This is a genomic window from Blautia sp. MSK17_66 (assembly GCF_020538025.1).
Classification (GTDB): domain Bacteria; phylum Bacillota; class Clostridia; order Lachnospirales; family Lachnospiraceae; genus Blautia_A.
This window is the reverse complement of record NZ_JAJBNQ010000001.1, coordinates 143,156-165,498: the sequence shown is the minus strand read 5'-3', so window position 1 is coordinate 165,498 and position 22,343 is coordinate 143,156. Positions and strand designations below refer to the sequence as shown.

The window sequence follows — 22,343 nt, the reverse complement described above, 5'->3', positions numbered from 1 at the left end:
GTAACATCAGAGGCAACTGTGAGGGTACTGAACAGTTACCATCAGAGATAAAATACAGCAGGTGGAAATCATGGACAAAAAAGTATTGCGTGAGAGAATACGCAAAAAACAACAGCAGGTAAGACGACGCAAGATGATGCGGCTGGGCGCATGTGTCATTGCTGTGATTCTTGTCGTCGTGTTTGTTATAAGAGGAATTCTGATTCCTGTTGTCAACAGGATCAGCGGCAGGAATGTTGAGAAACCAGCCAAGGTTCAGGCTGAAGTTGATAATACAGATTCCGAAACCGTCTCGGATGGTACTGCAGACACTGCATCGGGAACGACAACAGCAGTAAATTCAGCAGTAAGGTATCCGCTTAAGAATGATTCGGCAAAGGCATTTCAGCTGTCTATTGGATGGAATGAAAATGAGAAAGGCAAATGGTATCAGAATGCAGATGGAACCTATTATGCAAATGGTATGCAGGAGATAGATGGTTCCAAGTATTATTTTGATGAAAACGGTTATATTCAGACCGGCTGGGTAAGTGTTGGATTTGATGATTATTATTTTAATGATGATGGTACATATGATCCGAATACACATAAACCGAGAATTGCACTTACTTTCGATGATGGACCGGGAGAATATACAGATGAACTTCTGGATTGTCTGGAAGAGAATAATGCGCATGCGACCTTCTTTATGTTGGGACAGAACGTGGGCTCCTGGCAGTCAACTGTACAGAGAATGGTAGATATAGGATGTGAGATTGGAAACCACAGTTGGGATCATCCGAGTCAGACACTGTTAAATATGTCAATGGATGATGTTCTGGCAGAATTTCAGAAGACGGATGATGCCTTGAAGGAAGCCTGTGGACAGATTTCTACAGTAGCCCGGGCACCATATGGAGCCGCAAACCAGGATATTTTTGATGCGGTACAGAAGCCATTCTTTATGTGGTCACTGGATACAGAGGACTGGAAACTGATGGATGCAACGGCAGATTATAACGCGGTTATGAATGGAGATCTGACAGACGGAACGATTATTTTGATGCATGATATTCATGAACCTTCTGTTCAGGCGGCATTAAAACTGATACCGGATCTTACTGCTCAGGGATATAAGCTGATGACAGTCAGTGAACTTGCAGCAGCCAAGAATGTAACCTTACAGAATGCAAGTTATTCACAGTTCTGGGACAGTCAGCTTCAGGCAGGAACGATCCCGGGATATAATGGAAACTCAGATTCAGCATCCACAGATGATGGAAGCAGTGATGTTTCTGATGGATCAGACAGTTCTTCTGATGGCACAGATGTAAGTGATGGAAGTTCTTCCGAAGATTCCAGTGATGGTTCGGAAGACAGTAGTTCAGGAGACAGCAGTTCGGGAGATGGAAGCTCCGATGGAGACGATTCGTCGGGCAGTGGTGATTCATCAGGAGGTGGTGATTCCGAAAGTGACGGTTCCTATGATGACAGTTCCGGATCGGAGGATTACGGAGATGATTCTTCCGGTGACAGTGATTCAGGGGATTATTATGATGAGGATTCCAGCGGTGATGATTCGTATGATACATACTAAATAAGAAGTACAGATGAGGACAAAGCAAAGAAAAAGTTTTGTCCTCATTTTTTATTTGCAGATATGAAAACTCACAGTACTTTTAGTTGACGAAGACAAACCACGTTGGTATAATATGACTATAAATGGGCTGAAATGAGAGTGGTAAAATGTGCAGATTACCGATAAATATGCGAATATAAAATCAGCCAGTATGGATCTGCTCTGTCAGAAACCATAAAGAAACTGATAGAGGATTGAAAGAAAGAGTGTATATTAAGGAGGAAGTTCTGGATGGGAGAGAAAATGCAGTTTACAGAACTGGATCAATATCTGTTTGGACAGGGAACGCATTATGACATTTATAAGAAATTAGGAGCACATCCTACGACACAGCGCCGTAAAAAGGGCGTTTATTTTGCAGTATGGGCACCAAATGCCAGATCTGTTTCTGTCATTGGAGATTTTAATAACTGGGATAACCAGGCGAATCCTATGAATAAAGTAGGAGAGATTGGAGTATACGAGCTTTTTGTTCCAGGTGCCAAGGCTGGAGATTTGTATAAGTTCTTTATAGTCGGCTATCATGGTGAGGAACTTTATAAGGCAGATCCATATGCAAATGAATCAGAGCTCCGACCGGGAACGGCATCCAGGATCACAGATATTACAGATTATAAATGGAAAGATACCACATGGATCAAGAAACGTCAGGAGTTTGACGAGAAGCGTGATCCAATGGCAATCTATGAGGTTCATCTTGGTTCCTGGAAGAAACATCCGGCAGAAAATGAGGATGATCCGGGATTTTATAACTATCGCGAATTTGCACATGAACTGGCTGCATACGTTAAGAAAATGGGCTATACGCATGTAGAACTTATGGGAATTGCAGAGCATCCGTTTGACGGATCCTGGGGATATCAGGTGACAGGATATTACGCACCGACATCACGATATGGTACAGCACAGGACTTTAAGTATATGGTGGATTATCTGCACAGAAATAAGATAGGTGTTATTCTTGACTGGGTTCCGGCACATTTCCCGAAGGATGCACATGGACTTGCCAATTTTGACGGAACTGCTGTATATGAACATGAAGATCCGAGACAGGGAGAGCATCCTGACTGGGGAACCAAGATCTATAATTATGGAAGACCGGAAGTAAAGAATTTCCTGATCGCAAATGCACTGTACTGGATCGAAGAATGTCATGTAGACGGACTTCGTGTAGATGCAGTGGCATCTATGCTGTATCTGGATTATGGCAAGAAAGACGGCGAATGGGTTGCCAACAAATATGGTGACAATAAGAATCTTGAGGCGATAGAGTTCTTTAAGCATCTGAATACGGTTGTTCTTGGAAGGAATCATGGTACGGTCATGATCGCAGAGGAATCTACAGCATGGCCTAAGGTTACCGGTAAGGCAGAGGATGATGGTCTTGGATTTTCTCTGAAATGGAATATGGGATGGATGAATGATTTCCTGGAATATATGAAGCTGGATCCATATTTCCGTAAAGGAAATCATAACAAGATGACTTTCTCCATGACATACGCATACAGCGAGAAATATGTACTCGTTATTTCCCATGATGAAGTTGTTCATCTGAAATGCTCTATGCTGAATAAGATGCCGGGTTATCCGGATGACAAATTCAAGAATCTGAAGGCCGCGTATGCATTTATGATCTTCCATCCGGGCAAGAAGCTTTTGTTCATGGGACAGGACTTCGGACAGCTTCGAGAGTGGAGTGAAGAAAGAGAACTTGACTGGTATCTTCTGGAAGAAGACAATCACAAAGATCTGCAGAACTTTGTGAAAACACTGTTCCATATGTATAAGAAATATCCTGCACTTTATGCCGGAGATAATGATCCGAATGGATTTGAATGGATCAATGCAGATGATGCAGACAGAAGTATATTCAGTCTGGTACGTAAGTCACCTACCAAACGAAACAATCTGTTGTTCGTTGTAAATTATACGCCGGTAGAACGTACAGATTATTGTGTTGGCGTTCCGAAGAATAAACAGTACAAACTTATCATGGATGAACACGGTCTTCTGGACAAACCGGAAGTATTTAAGGCAGAGGCAAAGGAATGTGATCACAGAGAGTTTTCTTTTGCATATCCGCTTCCGGCATATGGAATTGCTGTGTTTACATACTAATTTTTGTTATAAAGGCATTGCAATTTGCAAAAATATGGTTTATACTGAACGCGAATTAGAAAGCAACTAATTGATTAAAATCTCGAAAGGAGAATAAAAATGAAAGTATCCAACATTAAAGATATCGACAAATTTTTTGAAGTAGTAGACAGCTGCAAAGGAAGAGTAGAACTTGTAACAGGTGAGGGAGACAGACTGAATCTGAAATCCAAATTATCCCAGTATGTATCTCTGGCAAATATTTTCTCCGGTGGAGAGATCCCGGAACTGGAAATCGTTGCTTATGAGAAAGAAGATATTGATAAACTTCTGAGCTTCATGATCAACGGCTGATCAAAGGAATGAATAACATTACTGTAAACGGTAATGATAAACACAGTGGGGGCGTGACTGGTTCATGTCCCCACTGGCATTATGCATGGCAAAATTAACCAGGGGGTGCATGCACTTCCTGGTCAAGCTACGTTTGGAGTTAGCCTTGCTAAACACTGTATTAAGAAAGGATATGAATATACCATGGAAAAGACAAAAATTGATATTATTTCCGGTTTTCTTGGAGCCGGTAAAACAACTCTGATCAAAAAACTCCTCAAGGATGCGTTTAAAGACGAGCAGGTTGTACTGATCGAGAATGAATTCGGAGAGATTGGAATCGACGGCGGATTTCTTAAAGAAGCGGGAATCCAGATCCGTGAAATGAATTCAGGATGCATCTGCTGCTCACTGGTAGGAGATTTTGGCGCATCTCTCAAAGAGGTGATCAGCAAATATCATCCGGACAGAATCCTGATCGAGCCATCCGGCGTCGGAAAACTCTCAGATGTTATCAAAGCAGTTCAGGGTGTTGAAGAAGAAACAGGTCTGGTACTTAACAGCTATACAACGGTTGTTGATGCAAAGAAATGCAAGATGTATATGAGAAACTTTGGTGAGTTCTTCAATAATCAGGTAGAATATGCCGGTGCGATCATCATGAGCCGTACAGATATTGTGGATGAGGCAAAAGCTCAGGCCGCAATGGAACTTCTTCGTGAAATTAATCCAAAGGCAGCTATCATTACTACACCGATCGAAAAACTGGAGGGTGCAAAAATCCTGGAGGTTATGGAACATCCGGTATCACTGGAGCAGGAAATGATGGAAGAAGAAGTATGCCCGGAATGTGGACATGTTCATGAACATGGTCATCACCATCATGATCATGAGGAACATGAGCATCATCATGACCATGAGTGTGGATGCGGCCATGACCATGAACACGAGGAGCATGAGCACCATCATCACGATCATGAGTGCGGATGCGGCCATGACCATGAACACGAGGAGCATGAGCATCATCATCACGATCATGAGTGTGGATGTGGACATGATCACCATGATCATCACCATCATCATGCAGATGAGGTATTTACAAGCTGGGGACGCGAGACAATTAAGAAATATACAAGAGAGAATCTTGAGAAAATTCTTGAGACTCTGTCAGAGACAGAAGAATATGGAGTTATTCTTCGTGCAAAGGGAATGCTTCCGGCAGAAGACGGAACATGGATCTATTTTGATATGGTTCCGGAAGAAACAGAGATCCGCGAGGGGGCACCGGAATATACAGGACGTCTCTGCGTGATCGGTTCAAAACTTAAAGAGGATAAACTGGCTGAACTTTTTGGCCTGTAATAACGGAGGAACATACAGACAATGGAAGAAATCAAAGTGCCGATTTATTTAATGACAGGTTTCCTTGAAAGTGGAAAGACTTCTTTTCTGAATTTTACTATTCAGCAGGATTATTTTCACACAGACGGAAAAACTCTTCTGATTCTCTGCGAAGAGGGTGAGGAAGAATACGATGAGGCTGCACTGAAAGCAAACAATACAGTTGTGGAAATTATCGAAAATAAAGAGGATTTTACAACTGAAAGACTGGTTGCCATGGATATTCTTCATCAGCCGGAACGAGTTATCATTGAATATAATGGAATGTGGCTTGTAAGTGACTTCGAAAAAATGCAGCTTCCACAGGGCTGGGGGGTAGAACAGCAGATCACCTGCGTAGATGCCAGTACCTTCCAGATGTATATGGCAAACATGAAATCCATTTTTATGGATATGATAAGAAACAGCGATATGGTTATTTTTAATCGCTGTAAGGAGGACGATCCACTCCCGACATATCGTCGTGGAATCAAGGTTGCGAACCAGAGAGCAGAAGTTATCTTTGAAGATGAAGAAGGTGAACTTGGAGATATTTTCCAGGATGAAATGCCATTTGACATAAATGCACCGGTGATCGATATTCTGCCTGAGGATTATGGTATCTGGTTTGTAGATGCCATGGATCATCCGGAAAATTATGAAGGCAAAACGGTCAAATTTAAAGCCAGAGTCATGAAGCCGCGTGGAATGGGAAGTAAATTCTTTGTTCCGGGACGTACTGCTATGACCTGCTGTGCAGATGACACCACTTTTCTTGGCTATGTATGCAAGAGTGCCTATGCACCAAAGCTGAATCCAGGAGAATGGGTAGAAGTTACCGCAAAAATTGGTGTGGAGAGAAGAAACGAGTATCAGGGAGAAGAGGGAATCGTTCTTTATGCAGATCATGTAGAAGTCTGCGAACCGCTGGCAGATGAGATGGTTTACTTTAATTAAAACTAAGCGAGGAAATTTGAATGTATTTGATTGTAGGTTTGGGAAATCCCGGAAGGCAGTATGAAGCAACACGCCACAATATGGGATTTGATGTGATTGACAAACTGGTAGAAGAATACCAGGTTCCCCAGGGCGGTGTGAAGTTTAATGCCATGTATGGAAAAGGTATCATCGGAGGGCAGCCGGCTCTCCTTATGAAACCTCTGTCTTATATGAATCTCAGCGGAGGTCCGGTACGGGAGATGGCAAACTACTTCAAAATCGATCCGGAGACAGAGATGATCGTTATCTATGATGACATTGATTTGGATCCGGGACAGCTTCGGATCCGTAAGAAGGGCAGTGCCGGAGGACATAATGGAATCAAGAATATCATCCAGGAACTGGGAACGCAGAAATTTGTACGTATCAAAGTTGGGGTAGGTGCAAAGCCAAAGGGATGGGATCTTGCAGATTATGTTCTTGGCAGATTTGGAAAAGAAGACCGCAAACTCGTTGATGAGGCACAGGAACGGGCATGCAAGGCAGTAGAACTGATTTTGTCGGACGGCCCGGATGCTGCCATGAATGAATACAACAAAAAACTGGAGGTTGTATGAAAACATTTTTGCGTCCTCTGCAGAATCTTGCAGAGATGGAAGCAATATGCAGACAGGCAAAAAATAATCGTGGAATACTGGAGATCAGTGGTTGTATGGAGTCCCAGAAAGCTCATTTTATATATGGGCTTTCCGGGCTTTTTCCATCTCATCTGATTTTGGCAGAAGATGAGAAAGCTGCGAAAGAGCTGTATGAAGATTATCGTTTTTATGATAAGAATGTATATTATTACCCTGCAAAGGATCTGCTTTTTTTTCAGGCAGATATTCATGGAAATCTCCTGATCCGTCAGAGGATGTGCGTTATTAAGGCATTGCTGGAGCAGAAAGAGGATATTACAGTTGTCACCAGTATAGATGGATGCATGGATTATCTTCAGCCGCTTGATAAAATTGAAAAACAGCTGCTTCATTTCCGAAATGACAGTACACTGGATATGGATAAGCTCAAGGATGCACTTGTTCATATGGGATATGAGCGTGTGGGTCAGGTTGAGATGCCCGGACAGTTTTCTGTTCGAGGTGGGATTGTGGATATCTATTCTCTCACAGAAGAGAATCCGTGGAGAATTGAACTCTGGGGAGATGAGATTGATTCCATCCGTACATTTGATTCGCAGAGCCAGCGTTCTCTGGAAAATCTTGATGAAATTACCATCTATCCTGCTATAGAGCAGCCTGTCGAAAAGGGTGGAGTTTCTTTCCTGGATTATTTTTCGGAAGAGAACAGTCTTGTGTTTTTGGATGAGCCGAACCGTCTGGAGGAAAATGCAAAAGCAGTAGAAGAAGAATTTCGTCAGAGCTGCGAGAACCGTCAGCAGAAAGGGGAGGGAAATCTTTCCCAGAGCTGGATGTGCAGCTGGGAAAAACTGAGACATAAGCTGAATGACCGAAACTGTATTTCCGTGTCACTTATGGAACCCAAACGGGCGGACTGGAAGATCACAGAACAGTTTAATCTGACAGTGAAATCTGTGAGTTCCTATCAGAGTAGTTTTTCACTTCTGGTCAAGGATCTTAAACAGTATAAGAAGCAGGGATATCAGATTGTACTTCTTTCAGGATCCAGAACCAGGGCAGAGCGTCTTGCGAAGGATCTTCAGGATGAGGGATTGAGTGCCTTTTACGGAAAAGATTTTGATCATGTGCTGGAACCTGGTGTGATCATGGTTGCATATGGGCATGCCCGTCGAGGATTTGAATATCCTTTTATTAAATTTGCAGTTATCACCGAGACGGATATTTTTGGAAAAGAGCAGAAGAAGCGAAAGAAAAAGAAAGAATATAACGGAAAGCGGATTCAGGATTTCTCAGAGCTTTCTATTGGAGACTTTGTTGTTCATGAGAAGCATGGGCTGGGCATTTATCGTGGCATTGAGAAGGTTGCAGTAGATAAGGTTGCGAAGGATTATATCAAGATTGAATATCGTAATGGAAGCAATCTGTATATACTTGCCACGCAGCTTGATGCCCTGCAGAAGTATGCCGGGTCAGAAACTGCCAGACCGCCGAAGCTGAATCGGCTTGGTGGTCAGGAATGGAAAAAAACAAAATCCAGAGTTCGTGGTGCTGTTCAGAATATCGCGAAGGAACTGGTGGAGCTTTATGCGGTCCGTCAGGAAAAAGAAGGATATGTCTGTGGACCGGATACGGTATGGCAGAGGGAGTTTGAGGAGATGTTTCCTTATGAGGAAACAGAGGATCAGCTTGCTGCGATAGAGGATACCAAGAAAGATATGGAGAGCACCAAGATCATGGATCGTCTTGTATGCGGGGACGTAGGCTATGGCAAGACAGAGATTGCCCTTCGTGCGGCGTTTAAAGCCGTTCAGGAGAGCCGTCAGGTCGTCTATCTGGTACCGACTACTATTCTTGCACAGCAGGTCTATAATACCTTTGTACAGCGAATGAATGAGTTTCCGGTGCGAGTGGATCTTCTGTGCCGTTTTCGTACACCGTCCCAGCAGCAGAAAACCATTGCAGATCTGAAAAAAGGACAGATTGACATAATTATCGGAACGCACAGAGTGCTGTCAAAAGATGTCACATTCAAAAACCTGGGCCTTCTGATCATCGATGAAGAACAGAGATTTGGTGTTGCCCATAAAGAAAAAATCAAACAGCTTAAGAAAGACGTTGATGTACTGACACTGACGGCAACTCCGATCCCAAGAACTCTTCATATGAGCATGATCGGAATCCGTGATATGAGTGTTCTGGAAGAGCCGCCTATGGATCGTGTTCCAATTCAGACCTACGTTATGGAATACGATGAAGAAACTGTCCGGGAGGCGATCAACAGGGAACTTCGAAGAGACGGACAGGTTTATTATGTATACAACCGGGTGAATGACATTGCAGATGTGGCAGCACGTCTCTCTAAACTTATTCCAGATGCGAGAGTTGATTTTGCACATGGACAGATGAGTGAGAGAGAACTGGAGGCCGTCATGTATTCATTTATCAATGGGGAGATCGATGTGCTGGTTTCTACAACGATCATAGAGACAGGACTTGATATTTCGAATGTAAACACGATGATCATCCATGATTCGGATCGTTATGGGCTTTCGCAGCTTTATCAGCTTCGGGGAAGAATCGGACGTTCCAATCGTACTGCGTATGCATTCTTAATGTACCGCAGAAATACAATGCTTAAAGAGACAGCAGAAAAACGACTGTCAGCGATCCGAGAATACACAGATCTTGGAAGTGGATTCAAGATCGCCATGAGGGATCTTGAACTGCGTGGAGCAGGAAACCTTCTTGGCGCAGAGCAGCATGGTCATATGAATGCGGTTGGATATGATCTTTACTGCAAGATGCTCAGCGAGGCAGTAAAAGAAGCAAAAGGAATCCATACAATGGAAGATTTTGAAACAACGATCGATCTGAACATGGATGCTTTCATTCCGGATACCTATATCAGTAATGAGTATCAGAAACTGGATATTTACAAAAGAACTGCAGGCATTGAAACAACACAGGATTATGATGATATGCTGGAAGAGCTTCTGGATCGTTTTGGGGAGCCGCCGAAGGCAGTATTAAACCTTCTGACGATTGCCAGACTCAAGGCACTTGCACACAGGAGTTATGTGACGGAGATCAAGCAGACAGGAAAAGATATGAAGATCACGCTGTATGAACGTGCAAAGCTGAATCCGGCAGGATTTCCGGAACTGATGCAGAAATACAGGCGGGGGCTTCAGTTTAAAAATGAGCAAGAACCGAAATTCATTCTGACTCCGGTCGGAAATATTCTGACAGCCCTCACCGATTTTCTGAATGAACTGGAAAAGCTGGTGGAAGAATAAAGTAACTGTTCACAGCAACAGAATAAATCCTGACTTAAGGGAACAGCAGGAGAAACGTGTCTATTTTGTGAAAAAACATGGTTTCTTGAGGAATATCCTTGCCCTCAAAGAGAAAAAAGTTTATACTCATACTATTAGGTTATTGCCTACAGGCAATCATGGAGGAAAATATGAAAGAAATGACAAAGAAAACAGCCGTTGTTGCTATGGCAGGTATTATGGCTGCAGGGATGCTTACCGGATGCGGTGAGAAGAAATTAGACGGAAGCAAGACGGTTGCTACAGTAGATGGAACAAAGATTCCACTGGGAGTTGTAAGTCTTTCTGTCAGAGAAGGTCAGATGCAGACAGAAGCTATGTACAGAAGTTATATGGGCGGCTCTGATTTTGATATCTGGGATACAGAAGCAGAGAAAGGCAAAACCTACGGAGAGCAGGCTGTAGAAGAATCTCTCAAGGATGTAGAGCTTATGTACATCATGAAAGCAAAGGCAGCAGACTATGATGTTGAACTGACAGATGAGGATGAGAAGGCGATTGCAGAAGCAGCAGCTTCATTTATGGAAGCAAACTCTGAGGAAACGATTGCAGATCTGGCAGTGACAGAAGATCAGGTTAAGACTTATCTGGAACTTCAGACTTACAAACAGAAGATCCATGATCCGATCATTGCAGATGTAGACAAGAATGTTTCCGATGAGGAAGCACAACAGTCTTCTTTTGAGTATGTCAGCGTCAGCACAGCGGATTTAAGTGATGATGAGATCAAAGAAAAGAAGGAAGATGCACAGAAGATCCTGGATGGCCTTAAGGCAGATCCGGATGGAGATTTCAGTGAAATCGCCAAATCTGTAGATGATTCTTATTCTTCCCTGAGTGGTACCTTTGATGCAAACGAGACCAGTGAGGATGAGGACACAGATGACGAAGATGCAGATGAGGACAGCAGTTCTTACAGCGGTACTTATCCGGAGGAAGTGATCGATGTTCTTCGGACACTCGATGATGGAGAGGTTGCCTCCGATATCATCGAAACAGATACAGCATATTATGTTGTAAAACTGGACAAGAAGGATGATGAAGAAGCGACAGAGACCAAGAAAGAAAGCATCATTTCTACAAGAGAGCAGACACTGTATACAGACACTACAGAGAAGTGGCTGGATGATGCAGACATCAAAGAAGAAAAGAAAGTTCTCAAGACTCTTAAAGTAACAGACAATCATAAATATGTTGCACCGACTGCAACACCGGCTCCTACGGAGGAAGCTGCTGAGACTGAGGAGGTTACAGAAACTCCGGAGGTAACAGAAGCAGCAGATACCACAACAACACCGGAAGCTACGGAAGCACCTTCCTACAGTACAGATACATCTCTGACAGTTAAGGATGGAGATACTGTAAATATTGATTATGTAGGTAAGATCGACGGAACAGCTTTCGATGGCGGAAGTACTAATGGACAGGGAACAGACCTTGAGATTGGTTCCGGAAGTTATATTGATGATTTTGAAGATCAGCTCGTAGGAGCTCATCCAGGAGATGAAGTAGAAGTAACCGTAACTTTCCCGGATGATTACGGCGCGGCAGATCTTGCCGGAAAAGAAGCAGTATTTGATGTTACTGTGAATGGAATTTATGAATAAAAAACTGTAAAAATCGAGCCCCGCAGCATTCGCTGCGGGGCTGTTTAAATGGAAATATGTTAAAGTTGTTCACTATTATCCTCAGAAAAACTTCCTGTCACATGAATACCATTGATTTCAACATCTCCCTCCATTGGGATGACAATACATTTACGTCCATTAATGATCTGGGTTTCAATTAGTGCCGCGCGGTCCGGGTCCACATGGATGACAACGTCAGGGGTTTTGATTTCCGTCCGGCGGGTGTTAGTAATGTTGGACACCATGAGAGATGCATTTTCTCCGGCAGTGGCTTCATAACACTGGTCAAAGGTTTCCATTTTTTCTTCTTCGACACCACATTCTTCGAAGAGACGTTTTACTTCCGGCTTGGTTAGAACGGCCGGTTCAGGAGAATCCTTCTGTGATTCAATCCACTCATTTAACTTCTCATGAATGTTCATGACAGTATCATAAGCACAGTCTTCCCCCAGGGTTTCCTCTACAAGGGCATTGAAGGAATCTCTTTGTCCACCGGCTGAAAGCGGAGTCTCACAGCCAAACAGTTCGTCTACAAAAGTACTGCGGAGTTTTTCTGCATTTTTGGAGTAATAGAGAAGTCCGTGGATATCTGTGCTGCGGTCATTGAATACAGGGAACAGAAATCCAAGGTCAGGCATTTCTACGATCCAGTCACGGATACGATCCTCAATGTTATTGGTTTTGGCATTGTAGCAGAGCCCTGCCTTGGAAAGGTTTACAGGACAGATGCTGCACAGAATGTGATCATAAATTTCATCAGAGGCGTCAAACATTTCCTGGCCATCGGAGGACTTGCCGGGGATATCATATACGGCATGGATCAGGATGATGTAATAATTCTCCCCGTAATCATAAGCCTGGATAACCTTATCATAAAACTCTTCCAGAATAGAATCATCCTGGAGTTTACTTCCTCGCAGACGAAGAAGGAATTCCTGAGTACCTCCTTCTTTTTCCTGTTCAAGAGGAAAGTCCATATTGATGAGGTTTTTGCCGACGGTACCGGAAAGTGTTTTTTTGAAGATTTCAAAGTATTTGAACATTTCTTCTTCAGAAAGAGAAAGAAATGCTTCTTTCAGTTTGGTTTTTTTGTTTTTTTCTCCGTCAACATAGCAGCCGCAGATGCGTGTAATAGCACAGTTGTTGGGTGTGAATTGTTTCTTGATTTCGGATATTTCTTTTTTATTCATAAACAAACTCCTTGTATCTGAAAATATAAAAAGTATTTCTGGTCAGAAAAAAAGGGCCATAAGGCCCTTTTTACAAGTTAGATTTTGGAATAACCAAAACCGTTTACCAGTGCATCCAGTTTCTGTTTCTGGGCACATAAAGGACAGGTTGCAGCAGAATAAGAACCATAATTCGGAAGATCCTGATGGTTAAAAATACTGTAAACCGGCAGACCGGCAATGCTGGTAGCTGCACTGAAAATGGAAGCAATGCCGCGGATCGCACCGCCATAATACAAAATACTTTCAATTGCACGGGACAGAGTTTCTCCGGTAGTGATCGAGCCATCCAGGATCAGGATGTTTTTGCCACGGATCATTGGCTGAATGTTATCGCGGAAGATAATCTGTCCGGAGTTATTGTATTCCGGTGAAGTGATATAAATAGTCTGATGAGAATTCATGGAATAAACACCGGCTCTGGTAAGCGTTTCTGCCAGATAAGCTCCGACAACTTCCAGTCCGCTCATACAGATGATCGTATCGACAGGAATACTTGTTTCGTAGTTGGCAGCCAGTGCTTCCGCGATGCGCATTGCCTCAGAACTTCTGGAACGCATGGTAGTGAGATCCAGATAGTGGGTGATGTGAGACTGCGGCGTTGCAAAATGTCCAGCATAAACCTTGAGCTGGATCTTCTTATTGCTGCGAGCATAAATTTTGGTCATTTTTGATTCCATAAAATCCCTCCCTAAAATATTATAAGATTTCTGTGCGGAATGCTTCTGCAATCCCACTGAGCTGATAACGGTCAGCAAGATCCTGGATTCCGGTCATGATTTCTTCACGGCTGAAATTGTGGGCTTCCAGGAAGTCATCGTCCTTTCCATTAAGATTATAATAAAAAAGAAGGCCGATCTCCAGATTCTGGCGGTCACCATCACAGGTCATTTCATATAACTGGTTCTCTGCTTCATCGATCCGTCCCTCATCTGTTAAAGCAAGCAGTTCCTCAAGTACTGTTCTGGCAGAGGCATCTTCGATCACCTCCGGGGACAGTTCAGATGCATTTACCTGAAAAAGCATCCTCATAACTGCATGAATCATTTCACGGATCTGGCGAAGTATAAAATCATCCTGAAGCATTTGTTTCTCCCTTCTGAATCGTGCAGCTGCCAGTCTGGTGAACAGTCACGATTTCATAAAATATCTATCTTTAGATTACCACAAACGACACGGTTCTACCAGTGAAAAATTATTCATAATCCTTCCTAAATTTCTTTACGGGAAATTTTGGGAATGCTATAATATATTTTTATAGGAGTTAGTTATAGGAAAGTACGCGAATAGAAAGGATGCCATGGAAACACAGCAGGAATATAAAATGACAAAACATGAATGGGAAATCATGCTGAAGGAATTGCAAAAGGTATTTTCCATTGTGCGCCTCCTGAATGAAGAGGAACTGCGTACAGGCAGAATACAGGGAAGTACAGATATGACAGAAGGATGCGAATGCTATGCACTCTGGAACAAACGCACCCGCTGTGATAACTGCATCTCCAGGGCGGCCTTTGCAGAAAAAGACAAAAAAACAAAACTTGAATTTATAGACGGAGATATTTTTCAGGTAGTATCCAGGTATATTGAAATAGAGGGTATCCCCTATGTGGTTGAACTGGTAAATAAGCTTGATGGAGATATTCTGATAAATGAGGATGGCAGAGATGAGATGCTCAAGAAGCTGATCCGATATGACAGGGAACTGTATATGGACGCACTGACAGGAGCATATAACAGACGCTATTACGAAGATCAGCTTAAGCAGACTGAGATGGTTGCCGGAGTTGCAATGATCGATTTGGATGATTTTAAGCTTCACAATGATACCTATGGCCATAATGCCGGTGACCTTGTTCTGGAAACGGTTGTAAATGTTATACGGAACAGCATCCGTAAGACAGACGTGCTAGTACGCTTTGGCGGTGATGAGTTCCTTCTGGTTATGCCGGATATTCTGGAAGCCTCATTTCAAAAGAAACTGAAGCAGATACAGAACGAGATTCATGAAGCAGAAGTTCCGGGATATTCACAGCTTCAGGTTTCTGTCAGTATAGGTGGAGTATTGTCCACACATGGAACAATAGAAGATGCAATACATAAAGCAGATCAGTGTATGTATCAGGCAAAGACAAGTAAGAACATGGTTGTCACGGAAAGTGATCTGCAGCATGAAACACAGAATATCACAAATCCATCAGCAACTCATAAATACAAGATTCTGATCGTAGACGATTCAGAAATGAACAGAGAGATTCTTTCTTCCATTCTTGGAGATGAATTTGATATTCTTGAGGCAGCAGACGGAAAGGAATGTATTTCTGTCATAAGGAAATATGGACGTGATATTGCTCTGGTTCTTTTGGATATTGTGATGCCTGAGATGGATGGATTTGAGGTTCTGGAATTCATGAATAAACATGAGTGGATTGATGATATTCCGGTGATCATGATCTCAAGCGAGGATTCGGCAGCCAGTGTCAAAAAAGCCTACGAAATGGGTGTATCAGATTATATAAACAGACCATTTGATGTGGAGGTTGTTCATCGACGAGTGTTTAATACGATCAAGCTTTATGCAAAACAGCGCAGACTGATAGCTTTGATCACAAACCAGGTATATGAAAAAGAAAAGAACAACCGTATCCTGATTGAAATCTTAAGTCAGATCGTAGAATTCCGAAATGGTGAAAGCGGGCGTCATGTTCTGAATGTAAATATCATCACAGGAATTCTTCTGGAGCAGCTGACACAGATTACAGACAAGTATAATATTTCATGGTCAGACAGACTTATCATTACAACGGCGGCTTCTCTCCATGACATCGGTAAGATAGGAATTAATGAAAAAATTCTGAATAAGGCAGGCAGACTGACACCTCAGGAAATCGAAAAAATAAAAGAACATACGGTGATCGGGGCTTCTATACTGGAGAACATGGAACTGTTCAAGGATGAAGAATTAGTAAAAACTGCTTACCAGATCTGCCGCTGGCATCATGAACGTTATGATGGCAGAGGATATCCAGATGGACTGAAGGGTGAGGAAATTCCTGTTTCTGCACAGGTGGTCGCTCTGGCAGATGTCTATGATGCACTGGTAAGCCGAAGAGTTTATAAGAAATCTTATTCGCATGAAGAAGCCATGAAGATGATTCTTGGGGGAGAATGCGGTGCTTTTAATCCGGTTCTTCTGCAGTGTCTGACAGAAGCACAGGATAAGATAAAAGAGAGTATTGTAATAAAAGAAGAGAATGGAATTTCCTGCAGGCGAAATGTCATGAAAAAACTGAGGAAATACGAAGATACAAAGGAGCATCTGATGGAATCTATTACGCAGGATATCCAGAGGGAATGTTCTGAAATAGAGAAAGATACAGCATTTTACCAATAAAAGTTAAAGGAGAAAATAGAATGACAGTCAGAGAATGTTATGAGAAAATGGGGGCAAATTATGATGGAGTTTTATCCAGACTGGGAAATGAAATGCTGATCAGGAAATTTGTAATAAAATTTCTCAAGGATCCGAGTTTCCAGGATCTCACAGCTGCAATTGAAAAAAGTGATGCAGAAAGTGCTTTTCGTGCGGCACATACATTGAAAGGCATTTGCCTGAATCTGGGGTTTGATAATCTGTATAAGCCAAGTGAAGCACTGACAGAAAAGCTCCGCGGAGGAGAACTTAACGGATATGAAACATTGTATGATGAAGTGAAAGAGCAGTATGACAAAACAGTAGAGGCAATTAACGAAATTGCAGAATAAGAATAACCAGGAAGGGGATGTCGAAATGCGGTATTATCGACATCCCCTTTCTTTCTAATGGAAAACAGTCTGTACCAGTATCATATACAGGATGGTTCCGCCGCCGATACTCAGCAGAGTACTTTTTTTCCATTTGTGGAGCAGAACAATAAAAATGATTGCAATTGCCTCAGGAAGCCCATGTGTGCTGCTCGACGGGACATCTTTGAGACAGTAGATAATGAGAAGTCCGATTGCGGCATATGGAAGTACTGTTCCAAGATATTGTACAAATTCTGGCGGATTTTTCCCTTCGGGAAAAATCATAAACGGGATAAAACGGGTTGCCATCGTTCCAAGAACAACAGCAGCAATAGTAATGATCGCCTGTGTTGTTGTCATTGTCATTTCGCCGCCACCTCCGGTCTTTTACTGTATTTATGTTCTGCTGTAAAACACAGGATGATAAGGATCATGGAAGGAACAATAAACTTGCTGTTTCCAAAAAGCAGAAGGCAGACTGCAGAGCAGATCAATCCAGTCAGTGCAGGACGATGATCTTTTGCTTCTTCCCATTGATTCAGAAACATAACGACGAACAGTGCAGTCATGACAAATTCGATCCCTGTTGTATCAAAATGGATCACATAACCGAGAAGTGCACCAGCCGTAGCTGCGAGGACCCAGTAGATCTGATTTAGAAGGTTTACAAAGAACATAAACCATCCCCTGTCCACATCATCCGGTGGTGTCACGGTGCAGTTCACGGTAAAAGACTCATCGCACATACCGAAGATCAGGTAGAATTTTTTCCATCCGGTATTTTTGTATTTATCCAGCATGGAAAGTCCATAAAATAAATGTCTGGCATTGACTACCAGAGCCAGAAAAAATGCCGCGATCGGACTGAATGCCGACAACAGAAGATTGGCTGTCACAAATTCCATAGAACCTGCAAAGATAAACATACTCATAAAAAATGGATACCATACAGAAAAACCCTTGCTCTGCATCATAAATCCATAGGACATTCCAAGAAAAAGGAAGCCGATACCGATAGGAATCGTGTATGGAAATGCGGCTTTGAGTGCTTTTTTCTTCATCTGTAAAAACTCCTTAACAAAAAATGCAAATATATTTTATCACCGATTCCGGGAAACAACAATTATTGTTTTTCATAAACAACGGGAAAAATAATGTAACTGTTCACAGGTAATATCCCGCGAGGTGTTTTGCCATGAATATGGCAAAATCCCGAGACATACGGGGCAAAATGCTATCACCGAAGGTGATTTGGAATGCATTTTGACCAAGTTACTGTGAACGGAGTGAACAGTAACAAAATAATACCTGTAGTTTTGGAAATTATCAAAAACAGTCGACAGATAACAGGTATCTGTGAGATAATCAGGTAAATATTATTTTCAGAAAGGAAGATCATTAACATGAGTTTTCAGTTTGCACATTATAATTACAACGTTATGGATCTGGAGAAATCTATCAAATTCTATGAGGAGGCACTTGGTCTTAGAGAAGTGAGACGTAAAGAAGCGGAAGATGGAAGTTTTATTCTTGCGTATCTTGGAGACGGTAAGACAGGATTTGAACTGGAACTTACCTGGCTGAGAGACTGGGAAAAGGATCATTACGATCTGGGTGACAATGAAATCCATCTTGCATTTACTACAGATGATATGGAAGCATCTCACAGGAAACATGAAGAAATGGGATGCATCTGTTTTGAAAATCCGGCAATGGGTATCTATTTTATTAATGATCCGGACGGATACTGGCTGGAGATCGTACCTGAAAAACTTGGATGAGGGGAAATGCAGGCATGCAAAAAAGAATCCTGATTATAAATACAGGAGGAACTCTTTCCTCTGTGAAAGGCTGCAACGGACTCGTGCCGGGAATGAGCAGCGGAGATATGCTTGAAGAATTACGTATGGTTTCCAGAAATCTGGAACTGGAGGCAGAAGACTTCTGTTCGCTGGACAGTTCCAATATCGGACCGGAAGACTGGACCGGGCTTGCGAAACTGATCGCAAAGAGAAGCTATGATTATGATGGGATCGTAGTGATCCATGGAACGGATACTCTGGCATATACCTCTGCCATGTTGTCTTTTATGCTGCAGAATATCTCAATTCCGGTCGTGGTGACCGGAAGCCAGCTGTCTATCGCAAATCCTGTAGCAGATGCCCTGGAAAACTGTCGTTGTGGAATTCATATGGCAGCCAGTGGATATCCGGGAGTTTTTGTGGCGTTTAACCGTAAAGTTATACTTGGGTGCAGAGCATCTAAGGTTCGCACCATGAGTTTTGATGCATTTGAAAGCATCAATTATCCGTATGTCGGAGAAATCAGTTCTCTGGGACTTCGCGTGTTTGAAAAAAACCTTGTTGAGAAAAAAGGAATCTTTAAACCTCAGACAGAATATTTTGATCAGGTGGCACTTTTGAAATTATATCCGGGGATCAGTCCGGAGATACTGGATATGTACTATGAAAAAGGCTACAGGGCAGTCTATATCGAGGGCTTTGGACTGGGTGGAATGCCCTTCGTAAAAAATGATTTTACAGGAAAAGTCGGAGAGGTGATCGACAGGGGAATGCTGGTGCTGGCAGGAAGTCAGTGTCTGTATGAGGGAAGCAATCTGTCTGTGTATGAAACCGGCCGACTGGCCTTGGAGAAAGGTGTAATCCAGGCCTATGACATGACGACGGAAGCAGCCATGACCAAGCTTATGTGGGTGCTTGGTCAGACAGATAATCTTCGCGAAATGAAGGAATATTTTTCTATGAATATTGCCGGTGAGGTGAATATCGGATAGAGGTTTTTTATCTCCGTTTTCCGTGGACTTCATCCAGATAACTGTAAATGGTGACCTTATTGACGCCCATTTTAGCAGCTACCTGTTCTACACTTCCCTTCATAAGAAAGACTCCCTTGTTTTCCATAGAGCGGATTCTTTCGACACGTTCATCTCTGGTGGCCTCATCAGAGATGCCTTCCAGAATGTGATCGATGAGAGAAGAAACCATAGAAGAAACATTTTTTTCTTCCGTAACCCTGGGCACCGCTGCCTCGCTGCTGGCAGAGCCTGACGGCTGTTCAGGGAGATATCCTTTCAGAAATTCAATCATACTTGTGATGGGTTCTGTGTCCAGGTTGATGCAGAGTACACCATCCGGGGAACCATCCGGTCTGCGGAACAGAAAGGCTGAGGAACGGATAAGATGCTCTTTGTTATGGATTTCTGTATGAAAATAGTAGTTGGAAATAAAGTCTTCTTTTAAGTCAGGTGAACGGAGCATCTGGCTGACAGAAGAGGGAAGGTGGTCCCCAATCTGGCAATTGGTTACAGTGTTGTTGGCAGCGTAGACAACGGAATGCTGTGGATTCGTCATGTCGTAAAGAACAACTTCGCATTCTTTACCAAAAGTGCGTGCAAGCATATCAGCCATAGAGATATAGGGCTGTAAAGTTTCTCTGGTCATTATCAGGACCTCCATTTATAAAATAATTATTCTTTGTAACTGTGAGGGTACGGAACAGTTACTATTCTTCCTCCCATTCAGGCAGCGGCAGATCGTTTTCCAGTGCATGTCTGATCGCTTTGTAATATCTTACTTTGTGATGGACATGTGCGGAATCCTTCTGAAGCTGTCTGAGTTTTTTATCGAGCTGTTTTTCCTGATCTTCAAGTAACTGGATGATGTCATTGATATAAAGTGCCTCATCGGTTTCATATTCAAAAAATTTTCGAAGCTGTGGGATCGTCATGCCGGTACGCTTAAAACAGTTGATGCATTGAAGTCTGTCGATATGTTCCTTTGTGTAGATCCTCTGCCCGGAAGAATTTTTTTCTACAAGTGGAAGCAGCCCTTCGCTTTCATAATAGCGAAGGGTAGAAGCCGGAAGAGAAAAAAGTTCAGACATTTCCCGAATTGTATAAGTATGCATAATTAAAAAACCTCCTTGACTTCAAGTATACTTGAAGTGTTATTCTTTTGTAAAGGTAAAATAATTGTAACTGTTCACAGGTAATATCCCGCGAGGTGTTTTGCCATGAATATGGCAAAATCCCGAGACATACGGGGCAAAATGCCATCACCGAAGGTGATTTGGAATGCATTTTGACCAAGTTACTGCGAACGGAGTGAACAGTAACAAATAATTTCAGGAGGATCACAGATGGACAAATCTACAGTTTATTTTACAGATTTTCGCTGTCCGGTAGGAACCAGTCAGCTTGACAAGTTAAAAAAGCTCTGTATCGCAGCCGGTATTAAGGACATTGATATGGATGGGAAATTTGTGGCGATCAAGATGCATTTCGGTGAGCTCGGAAATATGGCATTTCTTCGTCCGAACTATGCGAAGGTAGTAGCAGATTTATGTAAGGAGCAGGGCGGTATGCCGTTTCTGACAGACTGTAACACATTATATCCGGGAAGCAGAAAGAATGCACTGGAGCATCTGAACTGTGCAAATCTGAATGGATTCAATACGATCACAACAGGCTGTCAGATCATTATCGGAGATGGACTGCGCGGAACAGATGAGGTAGAAGTTCCGGTTGTAAATGGAGAATACTGTAAGACTGCACGGATCGGACATGCTATCATGGATGCGGATATCTTTATCAGTCTGAGCCATTTCAAAGGTCATGAGTCAACCGGATTCGGCGGTGCACTCAAGAATATTGGCATGGGCTGTGGAAGCCGTGCAGGAAAGATGCAGCAGCATGCAAGCGGCAAGCCGGCGATCAATGAAGAACTCTGTCGTGGCTGCCATCGCTGTGCGAAAGAATGCGGAAGTGATGCGATTACTTATGTAAACAAAAAAGCCGTAATTGATTATGATAAATGTAAGGGCTGTGGACGTTGCATAGGAGCCTGCAGTTTTGACGCGGTATACAATCCGAACGACAGTGCAAATGAACTTCTTGATCGTAAGATGGCAGAATATGCACAGGCAGTCTGTCATGGCAGGCCACATTTCCATATTGCACTGGTTCAGGATATCAGCCCGAACTGCGACTGTCATGGAGAAAACGATGCACCGATTCTTCCGGATATCGGAATGTTTGCAAGCTTTGACCCGGTTGCACTGGATCAGGCATGTGCAGATGCCTGTCTCAAAGCAACACCGATCGAGAACAGCCAGCTTGGAGAACATCTGGCAGAACCGGGATGGCATTGCCATCACGATCATTTCAAAGATTCCAATCCGAACATTGAATGGAAGGCAACACTGGATCAGGCAGAAAAAGTCGGACTTGGAACCAGAGAATATGAATTAAAAAAGATTAAATAATGCAATATTAATAAAAATGGGATGCAGAGCAGGAAATATAAGCTTTGCATCTTTTTTTGATATATTATTTGCCTGAG

At 42.7% G+C, this 22,343-nt stretch carries 20 protein-coding genes; 13 read left to right on the top strand and 7 right to left on the bottom strand.

From position 1 onward, the window contains the following. Positions 1-70 precede the first annotated feature (70 nt). The 8 genes from LIR34_RS00765 (at position 71) to LIR34_RS00730 (ending at position 11,947) form a co-directional block, all read left to right on the top strand. Positions 71-1,576 (top strand): polysaccharide deacetylase family protein, encoded by a 1,506-nt coding sequence (locus LIR34_RS00765; RefSeq protein WP_173901558.1) that lies wholly within the window; start codon positions 71-73, stop codon positions 1,574-1,576. Between the two features lie 273 nt (positions 1,577-1,849). Further along, positions 1,850-3,736, top strand: coding sequence for a 1,4-alpha-glucan branching protein GlgB (gene glgB, locus LIR34_RS00760; RefSeq protein WP_173901559.1), 1,887 nt, complete (start codon positions 1,850-1,852; stop codon positions 3,734-3,736). Positions 3,737-3,835: 99 nt separating this feature from the next. Then, entirely contained in the window at positions 3,836-4,069 is a 234-nt protein-coding gene (locus tag LIR34_RS00755) for a polya polymerase (RefSeq protein WP_161285037.1), read from the top strand. 183 nt (positions 4,070-4,252) lie between these two features. Then, positions 4,253-5,410, top strand: a complete 1,158-nt coding sequence (locus LIR34_RS00750) for a CobW family GTP-binding protein (RefSeq protein ID WP_173901560.1) — start codon at positions 4,253-4,255, stop codon at positions 5,408-5,410. 21 nt (positions 5,411-5,431) lie between these two features. Further along, positions 5,432-6,385 carry a TIGR03943 family putative permease subunit gene (locus LIR34_RS00745; RefSeq protein ID WP_173901561.1) on the top strand — a complete coding sequence of 318 codons (954 nt, stop codon included), beginning with the start codon at positions 5,432-5,434 and terminating at the stop codon, positions 6,383-6,385. Between the two features lie 20 nt (positions 6,386-6,405). Further along, positions 6,406-6,984 carry an aminoacyl-tRNA hydrolase gene (gene pth, locus LIR34_RS00740; protein WP_173901562.1) on the top strand — a complete coding sequence of 193 codons (579 nt, stop codon included), beginning with the start codon at positions 6,406-6,408 and terminating at the stop codon, positions 6,982-6,984. Then, positions 6,981-10,301: a transcription-repair coupling factor gene (gene mfd / locus LIR34_RS00735; protein ID WP_173901563.1), complete on the top strand. Its 3,321-nt coding sequence runs from the start codon at positions 6,981-6,983 to the stop codon at positions 10,299-10,301. The genes pth and mfd overlap by 4 nt, the downstream gene beginning before the upstream one ends. Before the next feature lie 170 nt (positions 10,302-10,471). Continuing rightward, positions 10,472-11,947 (top strand): FKBP-type peptidyl-prolyl cis-trans isomerase, encoded by a 1,476-nt coding sequence (locus LIR34_RS00730; RefSeq protein ID WP_173901564.1) that lies wholly within the window; start codon positions 10,472-10,474, stop codon positions 11,945-11,947. Positions 11,948-12,006: 59 nt separating this feature from the next. Here LIR34_RS00730 and LIR34_RS00725 read toward each other — a convergent pair whose 3' ends face one another. The 3 genes from LIR34_RS00725 to LIR34_RS00715 form a co-directional block, all read right to left on the bottom strand. Continuing rightward, complete coding sequence (locus tag LIR34_RS00725; protein ID WP_173901565.1) at positions 12,007-13,158, bottom strand: DUF4317 domain-containing protein; 1,152 nt, start codon at positions 13,156-13,158, stop codon at positions 12,007-12,009. A gap of 77 nt (positions 13,159-13,235) precedes the next feature. After that, positions 13,236-13,877, bottom strand: a complete 642-nt coding sequence (locus LIR34_RS00720; RefSeq protein WP_161285044.1) for an orotate phosphoribosyltransferase — start codon at positions 13,875-13,877, stop codon at positions 13,236-13,238. Between the two features lie 19 nt (positions 13,878-13,896). Beyond that, a complete protein-coding gene (locus LIR34_RS00715; RefSeq protein WP_173901566.1) occupies positions 13,897-14,283 on the bottom strand; it encodes a DUF6483 family protein in 387 nt (128 codons plus the stop codon). A gap of 238 nt (positions 14,284-14,521) precedes the next feature. On the opposite strand from LIR34_RS00715, the gene LIR34_RS00710 reads away from it, so the two are divergent. After that, entirely contained in the window at positions 14,522-16,591 is a 2,070-nt protein-coding gene (locus LIR34_RS00710; RefSeq protein WP_173901567.1) for a diguanylate cyclase, read from the top strand. Positions 16,592-16,611: 20 nt separating this feature from the next. After that, the gene (locus LIR34_RS00705) at positions 16,612-16,962 is read left to right on the top strand and encodes an Hpt domain-containing protein (RefSeq protein ID WP_161285047.1); all 351 of its coding nucleotides are present in this window, start codon (positions 16,612-16,614) and stop codon (positions 16,960-16,962) included. Positions 16,963-17,016: 54 nt separating this feature from the next. Here LIR34_RS00705 and LIR34_RS00700 read toward each other — a convergent pair whose 3' ends face one another. Beyond that, entirely contained in the window at positions 17,017-17,343 is a 327-nt protein-coding gene (locus tag LIR34_RS00700) for a branched-chain amino acid transporter permease (RefSeq protein ID WP_276530623.1), read from the bottom strand. Positions 17,344-17,345: 2 nt separating this feature from the next. Continuing rightward, positions 17,346-18,044: an AzlC family ABC transporter permease gene (locus tag LIR34_RS00695; protein WP_173901569.1), complete on the bottom strand. Its 699-nt coding sequence runs from the start codon at positions 18,042-18,044 to the stop codon at positions 17,346-17,348. A 342-nt stretch (positions 18,045-18,386) separates the two neighbouring features. Between LIR34_RS00695 and LIR34_RS00690 the strand changes: the two genes are divergently transcribed. Continuing rightward, the gene (locus LIR34_RS00690) at positions 18,387-18,764 is read left to right on the top strand and encodes a VOC family protein (RefSeq protein WP_173901570.1); all 378 of its coding nucleotides are present in this window, start codon (positions 18,387-18,389) and stop codon (positions 18,762-18,764) included. 14 nt (positions 18,765-18,778) lie between these two features. Beyond that, positions 18,779-19,777, top strand: coding sequence for an asparaginase (locus tag LIR34_RS00685; protein ID WP_173901571.1), 999 nt, complete (start codon positions 18,779-18,781; stop codon positions 19,775-19,777). Between the two features lie 7 nt (positions 19,778-19,784). Here the strand turns inward: LIR34_RS00685 and LIR34_RS00680 are convergent, their stop codons facing one another. Together LIR34_RS00680 and LIR34_RS00675 are read right to left on the bottom strand one after the other, a co-directional pair. Next, entirely contained in the window at positions 19,785-20,444 is a 660-nt protein-coding gene (locus tag LIR34_RS00680) for a helix-turn-helix transcriptional regulator (protein ID WP_173901572.1), read from the bottom strand. A gap of 61 nt (positions 20,445-20,505) precedes the next feature. Then, positions 20,506-20,910: a MerR family transcriptional regulator gene (locus LIR34_RS00675; RefSeq protein WP_161285053.1), complete on the bottom strand. Its 405-nt coding sequence runs from the start codon at positions 20,908-20,910 to the stop codon at positions 20,506-20,508. A gap of 231 nt (positions 20,911-21,141) precedes the next feature. On the opposite strand from LIR34_RS00675, the gene LIR34_RS00670 reads away from it, so the two are divergent. Beyond that, positions 21,142-22,266: a DUF362 domain-containing protein gene (locus LIR34_RS00670; RefSeq protein WP_161285054.1), complete on the top strand. Its 1,125-nt coding sequence runs from the start codon at positions 21,142-21,144 to the stop codon at positions 22,264-22,266. Positions 22,267-22,343 lie beyond the last annotated feature (77 nt).

What these genes read in the sequence shown, in the direction of transcription:
- LIR34_RS00695 (WP_173901569.1), bottom strand. Translation starts at nt 18,044, where the DNA reads ATGAAGAAAAAAGCACTCAAAGCCGCATTTCCATACACGATTCCTATC.
- LIR34_RS00745 (WP_173901561.1), top strand. Translation starts at nt 5,432, where the DNA reads ATGGAAGAAATCAAAGTGCCGATTTATTTAATGACAGGTTTCCTTGAA.
- LIR34_RS00715 (WP_173901566.1), bottom strand. Translation starts at nt 14,283, where the DNA reads ATGCTTCAGGATGATTTTATACTTCGCCAGATCCGTGAAATGATTCAT.
- LIR34_RS00750 (WP_173901560.1), top strand. Translation starts at nt 4,253, where the DNA reads ATGGAAAAGACAAAAATTGATATTATTTCCGGTTTTCTTGGAGCCGGT.
- LIR34_RS00725 (WP_173901565.1), bottom strand. Translation starts at nt 13,158, where the DNA reads ATGAATAAAAAAGAAATATCCGAAATCAAGAAACAATTCACACCCAAC.
- LIR34_RS00765 (WP_173901558.1), top strand. Translation starts at nt 71, where the DNA reads ATGGACAAAAAAGTATTGCGTGAGAGAATACGCAAAAAACAACAGCAG.
- LIR34_RS00690 (WP_173901570.1), top strand. Translation starts at nt 18,387, where the DNA reads ATGAGTTTTCAGTTTGCACATTATAATTACAACGTTATGGATCTGGAG.
- LIR34_RS00755 (WP_161285037.1), top strand. Translation starts at nt 3,836, where the DNA reads ATGAAAGTATCCAACATTAAAGATATCGACAAATTTTTTGAAGTAGTA.
- LIR34_RS00720 (WP_161285044.1), bottom strand. Translation starts at nt 13,877, where the DNA reads ATGGAATCAAAAATGACCAAAATTTATGCTCGCAGCAATAAGAAGATC.
- pth (WP_173901562.1), top strand. Translation starts at nt 6,406, where the DNA reads ATGTATTTGATTGTAGGTTTGGGAAATCCCGGAAGGCAGTATGAAGCA.
- glgB (WP_173901559.1), top strand. Translation starts at nt 1,850, where the DNA reads ATGGGAGAGAAAATGCAGTTTACAGAACTGGATCAATATCTGTTTGGA.
- LIR34_RS00705 (WP_161285047.1), top strand. Translation starts at nt 16,612, where the DNA reads ATGACAGTCAGAGAATGTTATGAGAAAATGGGGGCAAATTATGATGGA.
- LIR34_RS00685 (WP_173901571.1), top strand. Translation starts at nt 18,779, where the DNA reads ATGCAAAAAAGAATCCTGATTATAAATACAGGAGGAACTCTTTCCTCT.
- LIR34_RS00700 (WP_276530623.1), bottom strand. Translation starts at nt 17,343, where the DNA reads ATGACAACAACACAGGCGATCATTACTATTGCTGCTGTTGTTCTTGGA.
- LIR34_RS00680 (WP_173901572.1), bottom strand. Translation starts at nt 20,444, where the DNA reads ATGACCAGAGAAACTTTACAGCCCTATATCTCTATGGCTGATATGCTT.
- LIR34_RS00670 (WP_161285054.1), top strand. Translation starts at nt 21,142, where the DNA reads ATGGACAAATCTACAGTTTATTTTACAGATTTTCGCTGTCCGGTAGGA.
- mfd (WP_173901563.1), top strand. Translation starts at nt 6,981, where the DNA reads ATGAAAACATTTTTGCGTCCTCTGCAGAATCTTGCAGAGATGGAAGCA.
- LIR34_RS00710 (WP_173901567.1), top strand. Translation starts at nt 14,522, where the DNA reads ATGACAAAACATGAATGGGAAATCATGCTGAAGGAATTGCAAAAGGTA.
- LIR34_RS00675 (WP_161285053.1), bottom strand. Translation starts at nt 20,910, where the DNA reads ATGCATACTTATACAATTCGGGAAATGTCTGAACTTTTTTCTCTTCCG.
- LIR34_RS00730 (WP_173901564.1), top strand. Translation starts at nt 10,472, where the DNA reads ATGAAAGAAATGACAAAGAAAACAGCCGTTGTTGCTATGGCAGGTATT.